Origin of the sequence: Cupriavidus pauculus (genome assembly GCF_022179805.1) — a bacterium.
In the GTDB taxonomy this organism is placed as follows: Bacteria; Pseudomonadota; Gammaproteobacteria; order Burkholderiales; family Burkholderiaceae; genus Cupriavidus; species Cupriavidus pauculus_E.
Map to the genome: position 1 here is coordinate 298,942 of NZ_BPUO01000006.1, position 13,226 is coordinate 312,167.

General features: G+C 64.2%; 13 protein-coding genes and 1 pseudogene. 3 read left to right on the forward strand and 11 right to left on the reverse strand.

Annotated features, from left to right (window positions below):
- Nucleotides 1-31 precede the first annotated feature (31 nt).
- Nucleotides 32-1,342 (reverse strand): sn-glycerol-3-phosphate ABC transporter substrate-binding protein UgpB, encoded by a 1,311-nt coding sequence (gene ugpB / locus MFF62_RS14460; RefSeq protein WP_238263820.1) that lies wholly within the window; start codon nt 1,340-1,342, stop codon nt 32-34.
- Nucleotides 1,343-1,547: 205 nt separating this feature from the next.
- Between ugpB and MFF62_RS14465 the strand changes: the two genes are divergently transcribed.
- Nucleotides 1,548-2,351: an HAD-IIB family hydrolase gene (locus tag MFF62_RS14465; RefSeq protein WP_238263821.1), complete on the forward strand. Its 804-nt coding sequence runs from the start codon at nt 1,548-1,550 to the stop codon at nt 2,349-2,351.
- 72 nt (nt 2,352-2,423) lie between these two features.
- Here the strand turns inward: MFF62_RS14465 and MFF62_RS14470 are convergent, their stop codons facing one another.
- Entirely contained in the window at nt 2,424-2,651 is a 228-nt protein-coding gene (locus MFF62_RS14470; protein WP_238263977.1) for a hypothetical protein, read from the reverse strand.
- 72 nt (nt 2,652-2,723) lie between these two features.
- Between MFF62_RS14470 and MFF62_RS14475 the strand changes: the two genes are divergently transcribed.
- Nucleotides 2,724-3,050: a hypothetical protein gene (locus MFF62_RS14475; RefSeq protein ID WP_238263978.1), complete on the forward strand. Its 327-nt coding sequence runs from the start codon at nt 2,724-2,726 to the stop codon at nt 3,048-3,050.
- Here the strand turns inward: MFF62_RS14475 and MFF62_RS14480 are convergent.
- From MFF62_RS14480 to MFF62_RS14500, 5 genes and pseudogenes are all read right to left on the reverse strand, one after another.
- Nucleotides 3,026-3,474: pseudogene (locus MFF62_RS14480) on the reverse strand (IS3 family transposase); the annotation flags it as partial. The gene MFF62_RS14475 and the pseudogene MFF62_RS14480 overlap by 25 nt on opposite strands.
- 116 nt (nt 3,475-3,590) lie before the next feature.
- Nucleotides 3,591-5,153, reverse strand: coding sequence for a nitrogen regulation protein NR(I) (gene ntrC, locus MFF62_RS14485; protein WP_238263969.1), 1,563 nt, complete (start codon nt 5,151-5,153; stop codon nt 3,591-3,593).
- 87 nt (nt 5,154-5,240) lie between these two features.
- The gene (glnL, locus tag MFF62_RS14490) at nt 5,241-6,395 is read right to left on the reverse strand and encodes a nitrogen regulation protein NR(II) (protein ID WP_238263822.1); all 1,155 of its coding nucleotides are present in this window, start codon (nt 6,393-6,395) and stop codon (nt 5,241-5,243) included.
- A 5-nt stretch (nt 6,396-6,400) separates the two neighbouring features.
- The gene (locus MFF62_RS14495) at nt 6,401-6,916 is read right to left on the reverse strand and encodes a DUF4124 domain-containing protein (protein WP_238263970.1); all 516 of its coding nucleotides are present in this window, start codon (nt 6,914-6,916) and stop codon (nt 6,401-6,403) included.
- 193 nt (nt 6,917-7,109) lie between these two features.
- Entirely contained in the window at nt 7,110-8,525 is a 1,416-nt protein-coding gene (locus MFF62_RS14500; RefSeq protein ID WP_137927179.1) for a 3-hydroxylaminophenol mutase, read from the reverse strand.
- A 510-nt stretch (nt 8,526-9,035) separates the two neighbouring features.
- Between MFF62_RS14500 and MFF62_RS14505 the strand changes: the two genes are divergently transcribed.
- Nucleotides 9,036-9,500 carry a rhodanese-like domain-containing protein gene (locus MFF62_RS14505; protein ID WP_238263823.1) on the forward strand — a complete coding sequence of 155 codons (465 nt, stop codon included), beginning with the start codon at nt 9,036-9,038 and terminating at the stop codon, nt 9,498-9,500.
- A 116-nt stretch (nt 9,501-9,616) separates the two neighbouring features.
- Here the strand turns inward: MFF62_RS14505 and MFF62_RS14510 are convergent, their stop codons facing one another.
- The 4 genes from MFF62_RS14510 to MFF62_RS14525 form a co-directional block, all read right to left on the reverse strand.
- Entirely contained in the window at nt 9,617-10,417 is an 801-nt protein-coding gene (locus MFF62_RS14510; protein WP_238263824.1) for a competence/damage-inducible protein A, read from the reverse strand.
- A 22-nt stretch (nt 10,418-10,439) separates the two neighbouring features.
- On the reverse strand, nt 10,440-11,303 hold the full coding sequence (locus MFF62_RS14515) for an EI24 domain-containing protein (protein ID WP_238263825.1): 864 nt from the start codon (nt 11,301-11,303) through the stop codon (nt 10,440-10,442).
- A gap of 69 nt (nt 11,304-11,372) precedes the next feature.
- Nucleotides 11,373-12,368 (reverse strand): sterol desaturase family protein, encoded by a 996-nt coding sequence (locus tag MFF62_RS14520; protein WP_238263826.1) that lies wholly within the window; start codon nt 12,366-12,368, stop codon nt 11,373-11,375.
- The gene (locus tag MFF62_RS14525) at nt 12,368-13,216 is read right to left on the reverse strand and encodes a polysaccharide deacetylase family protein (RefSeq protein WP_404990761.1); all 849 of its coding nucleotides are present in this window, start codon (nt 13,214-13,216) and stop codon (nt 12,368-12,370) included. The genes MFF62_RS14520 and MFF62_RS14525 overlap by 1 nt, the downstream gene beginning before the upstream one ends.
- Nucleotides 13,217-13,226 lie beyond the last annotated feature (10 nt).

Sequence of the window (13,226 nt, forward strand, 5' to 3'; positions counted from 1 at the left end):
CCGCCCGCTGCAGTCCTGCAATGCAGGAAACTTATTCCTTCACGGTCTTCTGGAAGCGCTCGAGCTGTTCGTTGCCGCGCGCGATGGCCGCGTCCAGCGCTGCCTTCGGTTCCTTCTTGCCGGCCCACACCGATTCGAGTTCCTCGTCGATGATGGTACGGATCTGCACCAGGTTGCCCAGGCGCACACCGCGCGACTTGTCGGTGGTCTTCACGACCATCTGCTCGACCGACACCTCGGCGCCGGGGTTCTTGTCGTAGTAGCCCGACTTCTTGGTCAGCTCATACGCGGCCATGGTGACCGGCAGGTAGCCGGTGGCCTGGTGCCAGTCCGACTGGATCTCGGGCTGCGACAGGAACGTGAAGAACTTGGCCACGCCCTTGTACTCCTCGGCCTTCTTGCCGCTCATCACCCACAGCGATGCGCCGCCGATGATGGTGTTCTGCGGCGCGCCCTGCACGTCCGGGTAGTACGGCAGTTGCGAAACACCAAACTGGAACTTGGCGTTCTTGCGAACGTTGGCCAGCGACGCCGACGAACCCGTGAACATCGCGCATTCGCCGTTATAGAACTTGGCCTGCGACTCTGCCTTGCGGCCGCCGTAGCTGAAATAGCCCTTCTTGACCATGTCCTGCAGGTTCGTGATGTGCTTCACGTGCAGCGGGCTGTTGAACACCAGGCGCGCATCGGTGCCGCCAAAGCCGTTGTTCTTGCTGGCGAACAGCGTGTTGTGCCAGGCCGAGAAGCTTTCCAGGTGCACCCAGCTCTGCCAGTCGGTGGTGTAGGCGCAGCTCATGCCCGACGCCTTGAGCTTGGCCGAGTACTGCATCACCTCGGGCCACGTCTTCGGCGGCGCCGACAGGCCGGCCTTCTTGAAGGCGTCCTTGTTGTAGTACATGACCGTCGTCGAGCTGTTGAACGGGAACGACAGCATCTCGCCCTTCGACGACGTGTAGTAACCCGCCACGGCCGGGATGTAGGCCTTCTGGTCGAACTTCTCGCCGGCTTCCTTCATCACGACCGATACCGGCTTGATGGCGCCCTTGGCGCTCATCATCGTGGCGGTGCCCACTTCGAACACCTGCAGGATGGCCGGGGCGCCGCCCGCGCGGAAGGCCGCGATGCCGGCGGCCATGGTCTCGTCGTAGTTACCCTTGTTCACCGGCACGATCTTGTATTCGGACTGGCTGGCGTTGAACTTGTTGGCGATCTCGTTGACCTTGTCGTTCAGCGCGCCCGCCATGGCGTGCCACCACTGGATCTCGACGGCCGCATGGGCCGTGCCGGCAAAGGCCAGGCTGGCCGCTGCGGCCAGTTTCAAAGCAAAACGCGGGAAGGACATGGGCAATTCTCCTTAGGCTGTTCGGTCAGACCATTTTTTTGAAAAAGCGACCGACTGTATGCATTTTTTGTGACAGGCATGTTACGCCGCTCTTTTGTCACCGAACAGCGGGCAAACCCGGCCTTGCGCATGAGAATGTTGCAGCATATTGACGACAGGCAATTGGCTCCCCCGGTAGCAAGGCCCGGGACTACAATGCCCCGCCATGACAGTACCGACTTCCTTCTCCGCCCTGCCCGACAGCGCGCTGCGCCGGGTGCGCGGCATCCTGACCGATATCGACGGCACCCTGACCACCGACGGCCAGCTGCCCGCCGCCACCTACATGGCGCTGGATCGCCTGAAACGCGCCGGCTTGCACGTGATTCCCGTGACCGGCCGCTGCATCGCCTGGGCTGAAATCCTTACCCGGCTGTGGCCCGTGGACGCGATCATCGGGGAAAACGGCGCGTTCTACTCACATCTGGTTGACAACAAGCTGGTCACCCGCTTTCTGGACGACGCCGCCACGCGCGAAGCAAATCTGTTCCGCATTCACGCGCTGGGCCAGGAAATCCTGCGTGAAGTGCCCGGCTGCGCGCTGGCCTCGGACCAGGCGTGGCATGCGGCGGACCTGGCGATCGACCATGCCGAGGACGTGGCGCCGCTGCGGCAGGCCGCCGTGGACCGCATCGTGGCACTGATGCGTGGCGCGGGCATGACGGCCACCGTCAGTTCGATCCATGTCAACGGCTGGTTCGGCCATCACGACAAGCTGTCGATGAGCCGGCTTTGTGTAGAGGAATTGCTCGGGGCCGACATCGACGCCCAGCGCGACGAATGGCTGTTCATTGGCGATTCGGCCAATGACGTGGCGATGTTCGGCCACTTCCCACTGTCGGTGGGCGTGGCCAACGTGCGCGACATCCTCGACAAGCTGCCGATGAAGCCGGCGTACATCACCGAGGCCGCGGGCGGAGAAGGTTTCGCCGAGATGGCCGAGCGGCTGCTGGCTATCCGGCAGCCATGAAAAAGCCCGCCTTGCCGCGTTGCTGCGGAAAGGCGGGCTCTCAAGACGGTTGGCACCGGGGTGCCGCCGCGATCAGGCTACCGGCTGGATCGGATCGACGTCCATGTCGGCCGCCGGGGCTTCCGGTTCTGCAGCCGGCGCCAAGGCACGGGCCGCATGCAGGTTGCCTTGCGAGCTGACGCGATAGCCTTCGCCGGCCTTGACGCCGCTTTCGGTATAGACGAACTCGCGCGTCTGCGTGTCGATGTCCAGTTGGGCTTCCGTGCCAGTCTCCGGATCGGTGAACGCGAAGTGCGCCACGCGTCGGTCGTGCCCCGGTGTTCGAGTACGCGACCCTGCGCTTCCAGATCCGATGTCAGTTGCACATCGGCAGTGTTGCTCAACATATCGACCGAGACCCCCGCCAACACCGCGTGGTCCCAGTTTTCGGCATTGCCTGCCTCGACGGTCAACGGTGCGGGCTCGCTCGATTCCAGGGCGACGACCGGTGCCGTTTCCGGTGCCATGTCCGGCGTCAGTTGCCACGCTTCCTCATCATCGCTGATCGCGCTTGCCTCGCCAGAGGCCCAGGCCGCCATCGCACCACGCCCGTCGAACAGCCCGCTGGGGCTACGATCCTCGATCACCATTTGCCCGTCGCCGGTCACCCTCACGCCGTCGGATACCGCCTTGTTCGCCTGCCGGCTGATGCCAATGTAACGGCAAGCCCTGCTAACGCTTAGCCCTTGGACGAGCTCTTGCGCGAGGACTTGCCCGATGGCTTTTTTACCATGCGAACCCCGTGCTCCTTCTGGATCACGTCGATCACCGCTTCGAACAACCGCGCTTTCTCCTGCGCCTCGCGCAACTGGACCTCCAGTTCCTTGATACGCTGCTCCGGCGTGCCCGGTTTGGTCTTGTCTTGATTTTTCATCGTGGCGTACCGGGCGCCCTGTGGCAACGAGCCGCTCCAGTCCTGTAATCCGTGCTTGCGCAACCATACCAGCACTGTGGACCGCCCCTGGATTCCGTACTTGTGTTGCGCCTGCTTGTACGTCAGTTCGCCTTTTTCTACTGCCTCCACCACCGCCAGCTTAAAAGCCAGCGTGTAGTCACGTTGGGTTCGCTTCCGATCCGCCTCCAAGGCACTCTCCTCATCACTGCGAGAAAAGTGTCAACCTTATTCAGGACGAGTCACGCCAAAAACAAAAGCCCGGAAAATCCGGGCTTTTGTTTTCAGACGATCAAACGTTCGGCAGGTCAGTCGAAGCCCAGTTCCTGCAACTTGCGCGTGATGGTGTTGCGACCGATGCCGAGACGCGTGGCGGCTTCCACGCGACGGCCGCGTGTCACGCCCAGCGCGGCTTCGAGAACCGCCTTTTCGAAGCGGCGCGTCAACGCATCCATGACTTCCGGCTGCCCGGCCTCCAGCATCGATTTCGCTTCGCCGGCCAACAGGCTTTCCCAGCTCTGCGTGACGGCCGCTGCTGCATAGGCCGATGCCACGGTCGCCGAAGTTGCCACCATCGGCGGACGCGTGGCGACCATTGTGTCGCCATCGCCGCCGGGCGTGCCCATGCCGTAGTCCGATGACTCCATCGCGTCGTAATCGCCGCTGGTGGCACGCGTCTCGGTCAGCGGGCGTCCCACCGACTGCGATTCGCCGTGCCCCGTGTCGATCATCTCGCGCGGCAGGTCCTTGACCTCGATGGTCTGGGCCGGCGCCATCACGGTCAGCCAGTTGCAGAGGTTCTCGAGCTGGCGCACGTTGCCCGGGAACGGCAGCGTGCTGACGTAGGTCAGCGCATCGTCCGACATGCGCTTGGGTTCCACGCCCAGTTCCTTGGCGCTCTTCTGCAGGAAATGGCGAGCCAGCAGCGTGATGTCCTCGGGCCGCTCGCGCAGCGGCGGCAGTCGCAGCCGGATCACGTTCAGGCGGTGGAACAAGTCCTCGCGGAACAGCCCCTCCTTGACGCGCGTTTCCAGGTTCTGGTGGGTTGCGGCGATGACGCGGACGTTGGCGCGCAACGGGTTATGTCCGCCCACGCGATAGAAGTTGCCATCCGACAGCACGCGCAGCAGGCGCGTCTGCAGGTCAAACGGCATGTCGCCGATTTCGTCGAGGAACAGCGTGCCGCCCTCGGCCTGTTCGAAGCGGCCCCGGCGCATGGTCTGCGCGCCGGTGAACGCGCCGCGCTCGTGGCCGAACAGTTCGGACTCCAGCAGGTCCTTCGGAATTGCCGCCGTATTCAACGCGATGAACGGGCCGTTGGCGCGCGGGCTGTGCTTGTGCAGCGCACGCGCCACCAGCTCCTTACCGGTACCGGACTCGCCGGTAATCATCACGGTCACATTCGATTGCGACAGACGTCCGATTGCGCGGAATACGTCCTGCATGGCGGGTGCCTGGCCCAGGATCTCGGGCGCATCCACCAGGCGGTCGTCCATTTCCTCCTCGCGCAGGCTTTCTTCCAGCGCGCGGCGGATCAGTTCAACGGCCTTGTCGACATCGAACGGCTTGGCCAGGTATTCGAACGCGCCGCCCTGGAAGGCCGCCACGGCGCTGTCCAGGTCCGAGTAGGCGGTCATCACGATGACCGGCAGCCCCGGATGGCGTGCCTTGATGGCCTGCAGCAGGTCCAGCCCCGACCCGCCAGGCATGCGGATATCGGAAATCAGGACTTGCGGCTCGTCCTCTTCCAATGCGGCGAGCACGTCGCGCACGTTGGTAAAACTGCGGGAGAGCAGGCTTTCACGGGCAAGGGCCTTTTCCAGGACCCAGCGGATTGATTGATCGTCGTCGACTATCCAGATCGGCTTCATGTGCGTCGCTTGTCTGCTCGGTGTCATGTGGTCTCCCGTGTGACCCGCCGGTCCGCGTTGGCCGATCGTCAATGCATCGATCGACGGTCAGTGCAGCGGCAGCAGGATACGGAAGTCGGTACAGCCCGGCCGGCTCTCGCATTCGATCAAGCCCTCGTGCTGCTGCACGAAGGTTTGAGCGAGTGTGAGACCGAGACCGCTACCGCCATCCCTCCCCGACACCAGCGGATAGAAGATGCGTTCGCGAATGTCCTCGGGGATGCCCGGGCCGTTATCTATCACATGCAAGTCCAATGCCAGCTTGTACAAACGCTTGGCAATCGTGACCTGGCGGGCCACGCGCGTACGCAGCACGATCTGCGCGTCGCCCTGCGCGATGCGCTCATGCAGCGCCTGCGCGGCGTTGTGGACGATGTTCAGCACCGCCTGGATCAGTTGCTCCATGTCGCCCCGCAGCTCGGGCAGGCTGGCGTCGTAGTCACGCACGATATCCAGCCCGTTCGGGAATTCGGCCAGTACCACCGAGCGCACGCGCTCCAGCACCTCGTGGATATTGAGTTCCGAGACGATATGCGGGTGCCGGTGCGGCTCCAGCAGCCGGTCCACCAGCGTCTGCAGGCGGTCGGATTCCTTGATGATCACCTGCGTGTACTCGCGCAGCGCACGTTCGGGCAGCTCGAACTCCAGCAGCTGCGCCGCCCCCCGGATACCGCCCAGCGGGTTCTTGATCTCGTGCGCCAGATTGCGGATCAGTTCCTTGTTGGCCGAGGTCAGGTCGATCAGGCGTTCCTCGCGGTCGCTGCGCACCTTTTGCTCGTTGAGCAGGATCTCGACCAGCACGGTGCTCGAAAACCCCTCGATGCCGCCCACCACCACGTGCGCATGGATCGGCTCCTGCAGCGGCGGGCGCAGCACCAGGTCCTGCCGGCGCACGTCCACCTGGCGGGCGATGACCGTCTCGATCATCGTGTCCAGCTCTTCGGACGCGCCAAAGAGGTCCGGCAGCGTCAGCTCCACCATGACCTTGCGCGACATGGCAAAGCTGGCCTCGGCGGCGGGATTGGCATAGACCACCTGCAGCCCGGGCTGGCGCACCAGCAATACCGGGTTAGCCACGACATCCAGGCCCGGATGGAATGCCACGTCGCCCAGAGGCAGGATGTCGGCGTCCAGTTCGGGCGTGTCCGGCTTGCGGTCTGCCCCGGTAACCTTGCGCGAAACTCCGCGAATCAGGCGACGCATCGGTTTCAGTCCTTCAAATTCGACAGTTCGCGCCGAAGCGATGCCACATTGGCTTCACTGCGAGCAACGTCATCGCGCAGCCGGGCCGTGCGATCCAGATACTTTTGATAGTTGCGCTCGTTGCCCTGGCGCTCGGGTTCGCCGTTGTTGTACTCGGCGCGCAGGCCGGCCAGCTTGGCTTCCTCGGACTGCAATTCCTGCTCCAGCACCGACCGGCGCTCGCCGTCGCGGTTCTTTTGCGTGGCGCTGTCCACGCGCGGGAACGCCGTCGGCGATGCCGCCACCGGCTTGCCGCCCGAAGATGCCGCCCCGCCCGTGCGCGTGCCCGGCACAGTCACCACGTCGGGCAGGCTCAGCTTCTTGCAGTCCTTGCTGTTGCCGGGATTGCCGTTGCGGTACTCGGGCACGCCGTTGGCGCCCTTGCACATGTACACGTCCGACGATTGCGCGGCGGCGGGCAGGCCCCAAGCCCCCACGACCACCGCCGCCATCGTCACCAGAATGGGGAAACCCACACGCATTTGGTGCGGCAGAGCGCCGGCGGCCATGCGGAAAACCTTGTTCGAAATGGCGTTCATGAACATCGACATGAAGGTTGGGAAAGGAGCCCCATTCTAGCGAGCAACGTCGTCTTAAAACAAAAAGGGACAGCCGAAGCCGCCCCTTCCTGGTGCAACTGTTGCCCGGTCGCAACCTGGCAACACACGAATCGCTTTACAGCGAGTAGTACATGTCGAACTCGATCGGGTGAGTGGTCATGCGGAAACGCGTGACTTCTTCCATCTTCAGTTCGATGTAGGCGTCGAGCATCGAGTTCGAGAACACACCACCGCGCGTCAGGAACTCACGGTCGTTGTCCAGGTACTCCAGCGACTGGTCGAGGCTCGAGCAGACGGTCGGGATCTTTGCGTCTTCTTCCGGCGGCAGGTCGTACAGGTTCTTGTCTGCAGCTTCGCCCGGGTGGATCTTGTTCATCACGCCGTCAAGGCCGGCCATCAGCAGCGCCGAGAAGCCCAGGTACGGGTTCATCAGCGGATCCGGGAAGCGCGTTTCGATACGGCGGCCCTTCGGGTTCGCGACGTACGGAATACGGATCGATGCCGAACGGTTGCGGGCCGAGTAGGCCAGCTTCACCGGCGCTTCGAAGCCCGGCACCAGACGCTTGTACGAGTTCGTGCCCGGGTTGGTGATGGCGTTCAGCGCGCGAGCGTGCTTGATGATGCCGCCGATGTAGTACAGCGCGAATTCCGACAGGCCGGCGTAGCCGTTGCCTGCGAACAGGTTCTGGCCGTCCTTCCACACCGACTGGTGAACGTGCATGCCCGAACCGTTGTCGCCAACGATCGGCTTCGGCATGAACGTGGCGGTCTTGCCGTAGGTGTGCGCAACGTTCTGGATCACGTACTTCTGCAGTTGCGTCCAGTCGGCGCGCTGCACCAGCGTGCTGAAACGCGTGCCGATTTCGTTCTGGCCCTGGCCAGCCACTTCGTGGTGGTGCACTTCAACCGGAATGCCCAGCGATTCCAGAATCAGGCACATTTCCGAACGCATGTCCTGGAACGTGTCGATCGGGGCAACCGGGAAGTAGCCGCCCTTCTTGCCCGGGCGGTGACCGCTGTTGCCGTGCTCGAATTCCTTGGCCGACGACCACGGTGCTTCTTCCGACTGGATCTTCACCGAGCAGCCCTGCATGTCGATGTTCCAGGTCACGCCGTCGAAAATGAAGAACTCGGGTTCCGGACCGAAGAAGGCGGTGTCGCCCAGGCCGGTGCTCTTCAGGTAGGCTTCGGCGCGCTTGGCGATCGAGCGCGGGTCGCGGTCATAGCCCTTGCCGTCCGACGGTTCGATCACGTCGCAGGTCAGGACCAGGGTCGGTTCTTCATAGAACGGGTCGATGTAGGCGGTACCCGAGTCCGGCATCAGCAGCATGTCCGATGCTTCGATACCCTTCCAGCCGGCGATGGACGAACCGTCAAAGGCGTGACCGCTTTCGAACTTGTCTTCGTCGAAGTGCGACGTCGGAACCGATACGTGCTGTTCCTTGCCCTTGGTATCCGTGAAACGGAAGTCGACGAACTTGACGTCGTTTTCCTTCACGAGCTTCATCACATCTGCAACGCTCTGCGCCATGCCTATCTCCTGGAAATTCGAGGCTGTGTCTGAGAAAGCCATTGTTGGGATGCGGCCTCCGGACCTGCCGATCTGGCCACCCCAAAAGGGACGATGGATGTTAGCAGAAAGCATGCCAACGCCAGCCCCACAGGGTGCGCCAATCGCACAGACTCCCGAAAAACGTGCATCTGCCCGTAATACCGCACCGTGACGGGGGATATGGATTGCATGCAATCCGGCGTCCCGCCCTGATGCTACCGCGATGGAATGCCTGCCCCGTCTTGCCCATCGTCCATGAAACACCAATATGGTGCGCGATTCAAGCAAAGGCACCATTCAGGTGCCGACGGAGCGAATTGGCACCAAAACGATGCATCGGGTTCGCAGCCATTTTTCGGGCCGCTCGCAACGGCCGGGCGCTAGAATAGCGCCGAATCCGGCCACTTCCCAGCGAAGATTCAGCTTTGTTGCCCTCGCGTCAGGCACGTGCCGATTTGTCCGCTTATCTCATTGACTCCACCCACCAGAATGACTACCCGAGACACGCTCCTTCAGACCGCCCACGCCCGCCAGCAGCAAGGACAGTTCGCCTACTACGGCGCGCTGAGCCCCGAGGAAGCCTACGCGTTGCTGCAGGCCGATCCGAAGGCGGTGCTGGTCGACGTGCGTACCCAGGCCGAACTCGACTGGGTGGGCGGCGTGGCCCTGCCCGACGAGCAGTTCCTGCACGTGGAATGGTCGACCTACCCGGGTGGCACGCAGAATCCCAATTTCGTGACCGAGCTCAAGGCCCGCGTGCCGCAGGACGCCCCGGTGCTGTTCCTGTGCCGCAGCGCTGCCCGCTCCAAGCACGCGGCGCGCGTGGCCACTGAAGCCGGCTACACGCTGGCGATGGATGTACTGGAAGGATTCGAGGGCGCCCGCGATGACGACCATCACCGCAAGAACGTGGAAGGCTGGTGCTTCCGTGGCTTGCCGTGGCATGGGGCTTGATGGTTGGTTGACTTGAGGGGACTGGGCGCGGATTGAAGCGCTGCCCCTCTCCCCCGGCCCCTCTCCCGCTCGCGGGAGAGGGGAGAAAACCGAGGGCGGGAATATCGTTACTGTCTTTACTGCTCGACGATTTCGAAGCCCATCTGCCGGACACCTTCCAGCAGCATGGCGTAGGCCGGCGGCACCAGGTCGGCGGCACCCTTCACGCCCAGGTCGATATGGCGGCGGCCCAGGCGGTCTCCCCGGCTGACATCGCCCACCGACGGCAGGCTGAACACCCGGATGCCCGGGAACGTGGCTTCCACCTGCTCCATCAGCGGGGTCAGCGTCGACTCCGGCGCCTCGAACACGTAGAACGCGCGTGACTGCTCCGCATCCAGGTGGAACAGATCCGTGTAGTAGTGGTCCAGCACCCACTCCATCATCGGCCACGCCATCACCGGGAAGCCCGGCATGAAATGGTGATCGGCCAGCGAGAACCCCGGAATGCGGTTGTAGCTGTTTGGAATGATGCGCGCGCCCACCGGGAATTCGCCCATCTTGAACCGGTGACGGTTCTCGGGGGTCTCCAGGTCGGCCTTGACCGGGTCGCCGTTGGCGGTCTCCGCGATGCGCAGCGCGATCTGCTCGCGTGCCTCGGGGTGCAGCGCCAGTTCCACGCCCAGCGCGGCCGCAGCGCACTGACGCGTATGGTCGTCCGGCGTGGCACCGATGCCTCCCGTGCAGAACACGATATCCGGACCCGCCAGCGTGCGGCGCAGCGTGGCGGTGATGCGCTCGCGTTCGTCGCCGACGTACTCGGCCCAGTCCAGCGCCAGCCCGCGCGCGCCCAGCAGCTCGATGGCGCGGCGCATGTGTTTGTCTTCGCGCCGTCCGGACAGGATCTCGTCGCCGATGACAATCAAACCGAAACCCATGATGCCCCTCTTTGTTGAAGACTCAGGATGGCCCGATCTGGCGCACATCCGACGGCGCCAGTTCGATCACGTCGACGGGCGGCGCGGCCGCGGCGCGCTCGGCCCGCAGGTCCGCCAGCGCACGCAGGCAGAAGTGGCCGAACCACAGCGCCGAGAAGATGAAGATCAGCACGTATAGCCACAGCGTGCCGGCCAGCACGACCGGAAACAGGAAGATGATGACAGCCGACCAAACCCACAGCAAGGTCGGCGCCGAACCCAGCAGCCCCACCACCACGCCAATCACCAGCAACGGCACGCGATGCCGCTTCATCAGCGTCTTGCGTTCCTCGGCCGTGGCATGCTCGGACAGCGCGTCGTACGTCATCACGCGGTAGGTCAGCCAGCCCCACAGCACCGGCGGAATCAGCGCGAAGAACGGCGGAATCAGCCACAGCGGCAACGTGATCAGCACCAGCAGCAGGAACACCACCGTATTGCCCAGCGCCTGGAACACGCTGCCGGCGATGCTGCCACCGTGGTCCTTGCGCAGGTTCGGGTAGCTGCGTTCCAGGTGCTTGACCACCGCCGGCACCGAGAACAGGCTGATGAAGATCAGCATCGATGCGATCACCAGCGGAATGGCCAGCGTCAGCACGAACAGCGGCGCCACCACGGTGCGCAGCGCCTGCAGGCCCAGCCAGTCGAGCATCGAATAGATCCAGCTCGTGAACACCGACCCTTCCAGCAGCGTGCGGGCGCCGCCCATGATGGGGTCCCAGCCCCACCAGATCAGGCCGCCCCACAGCACGGTGGCCAGGACGAACGGGACGACGGTCAGCATCAGCATGCGCGGGTGCATCTGGCTGGCCACGGCGCGCCCAAACGAGCGAAGGATATCGTTCATGCAGCGATAGATTGCGAAAAGGAGATTCAGGAAACGACTAGAGCCTAGCACAGCCCTGGGGCGCTTCCGTCACCCCAGGCGCAACAGCCGCTTGATGCCCAGCCACTGTTGGGACAGGAAGCCGCCCCCATAGTTGCGGCCCCGACCCGTGGGCGGCGGCATCTGGTCGCGGATGCCAGTGGGATAGTAGACGTCGGTAAAGACGGCCGTGCGGAACAGCATGTCCCACCACGGGAAGATCACCCCGTAGTTGCAGCCGCCCAGCCGCACCGGCTTGCCTTCCTTGCCGCCCTGCTCGTGCCCCAGCCCCACCGCGTGGTGCGTGCGATGAAAGCGCGGCGAGACCAGCAGCCGTTCGCCGATCCGGCCGAAGTGCAGCTTCAGGTTGGCGTGCTGCAGGCTCTGCAGCAATTGCGACAGCGCCACCAGCAGCACGTACTGCGACGGCTCCACGCCCACGGCCAGCGCCACGGCGGCAAAGACCGCGTCGCGCAGCATGTCGTCCAGCAGGTGGTTGCGATTATCGCTCCACAGCGTCATCTGGCGCTGGCTGTGGTGCACGGCATGCAGGCTCCACCACCAGCGGTAGGTGTGCGACAGCCGGTGATACCAGTAGTCGAGCAGGTCGAACAGCAGCAGGTAGACGAAAAAGCTGACCAGCGGCACCGAGGTCACGCCCGGCCACCAGTCCTCGACGTTGATCCGCTGCCAGCCCAGCAAGCGCAGGTGCCCTTCGATGCCGTCCATCAGCGGCGTCAGCATGAAGAACATCGCCAGCCGGAACAGGCCAAGCCGGTGGATCACCGTGTAGAGCATGTCGGTGCGGATGCCGCGCCGGTCGGTCACGGCCTCCACGGGACGCAGCTTTTCCAGCGGCCCCAGGATCAGGATCATCACCGCGATCTGCACCACGCCCGCCAGCAGCCATTCCGTGCCGGTGAACGCGTCTTCAGCGTACCCGCCGAAACCCAGGTTGTAGACGACCGGCAGGATCGCGTCCTGGAAGATCGTGGCTTCGATCTGCCCGACCCACAGGTTGACCCAGTTGGCGAATGCGTCCCACATCACGGCCTCGCACCATGTTGCGCGCCGGTTTGTACCGGCCCGTGCTGGGTGATCCAGCCCTTGTATTGTGGATGGTCGCGCAGCGTGGCGAAACAAAAACCCTTCTGTTCCAGGCCGGCCAGCAGCGGTTCCAGCACGCCCGGCGCCCAGGGGTCCTTGCGCGACCAGATGCCCAGGTGGGCCATCGTGATATCGCCATCGCGCAGGTCGCGCAGCGCGCGGTCCAGCAGCGCCTGGTTCGGGAATTTCTCGGACGACAGCTCATCGCCCAGGAAGCCCGCCGGCGCCCAGCCCACGTGCCGGAAGCCGCATTGCTCGGCCCACGCCAGCGTCTGCGGCGCGGTACGGCCACCCGGCGCGCGCCACAGCGGCACCATCGGCTGGCCCGTCATCTGCTGGAACGCCTCGGCGCTGCGGCGCAGCTCCGTGCAGAACGACGCCTCGTCCATCACCACGTCACGTCCCCCTTGCGCGCCAAACTGCGGGCGCATGGTGACCTTGCCACCCTTCACGGAGCGCAGGTAGACGTGGTCGAAGGTATGCGTGCCGAACGCGTGCCCGTCGGCGGCCAGCGCCTTCCAGTACGGCGACCAGGTGGGGTCCAGCGAGTTGTCCTTGTTGATGGTCGGCTCGCTGGCCAGGAAGAACGTGGCGCGGATGTGGTGGCGGCGCAGCGTGCGGGCGATCAGCTCAGCCTGGCTCATGCTGCCCGTATCGAAGGTCAGATACAGCGTGCCGGCGCGGCAGGCGCCCGGCTTGGGCGGCGCATCGGCGGCCAGCGCCGCGCCGGTTACGGCCGCCAGCGACGCCAGCGACACCACCAACCGGGCCGCGAGGCGCGAAATCATCGGACGCATG

Bases quoted from the DNA above. Each gene is read 5' to 3' on its own strand.
- ugpB (WP_238263820.1), bottom strand. From the start codon at position 1,342: ATGTCCTTCCCGCGTTTTGCTTTGAAACTGGCCGCAGCGGCCAGCCTG.
- MFF62_RS14465 (WP_238263821.1), top strand. From the start codon at position 1,548: ATGACAGTACCGACTTCCTTCTCCGCCCTGCCCGACAGCGCGCTGCGC.
- ntrC (WP_238263969.1), bottom strand. From the start codon at position 5,153: ATGAAGCCGATCTGGATAGTCGACGACGATCAATCAATCCGCTGGGTC.
- glnL (WP_238263822.1), bottom strand. From the start codon at position 6,395: ATGCGTCGCCTGATTCGCGGAGTTTCGCGCAAGGTTACCGGGGCAGAC.
- MFF62_RS14495 (WP_238263970.1), bottom strand. From the start codon at position 6,916: ATGCGTGTGGGTTTCCCCATTCTGGTGACGATGGCGGCGGTGGTCGTG.
- MFF62_RS14500 (WP_137927179.1), bottom strand. From the start codon at position 8,525: ATGGCGCAGAGCGTTGCAGATGTGATGAAGCTCGTGAAGGAAAACGAC.
- MFF62_RS14505 (WP_238263823.1), top strand. From the start codon at position 9,036: ATGACTACCCGAGACACGCTCCTTCAGACCGCCCACGCCCGCCAGCAG.
- MFF62_RS14510 (WP_238263824.1), bottom strand. From the start codon at position 10,417: ATGGGTTTCGGTTTGATTGTCATCGGCGACGAGATCCTGTCCGGACGG.
- MFF62_RS14515 (WP_238263825.1), bottom strand. From the start codon at position 11,303: ATGAACGATATCCTTCGCTCGTTTGGGCGCGCCGTGGCCAGCCAGATG.
- MFF62_RS14520 (WP_238263826.1), bottom strand. From the start codon at position 12,368: ATGTGGGACGCATTCGCCAACTGGGTCAACCTGTGGGTCGGGCAGATC.
- MFF62_RS14525 (WP_404990761.1), bottom strand. From the start codon at position 13,216: ATGATTTCGCGCCTCGCGGCCCGGTTGGTGGTGTCGCTGGCGTCGCTG.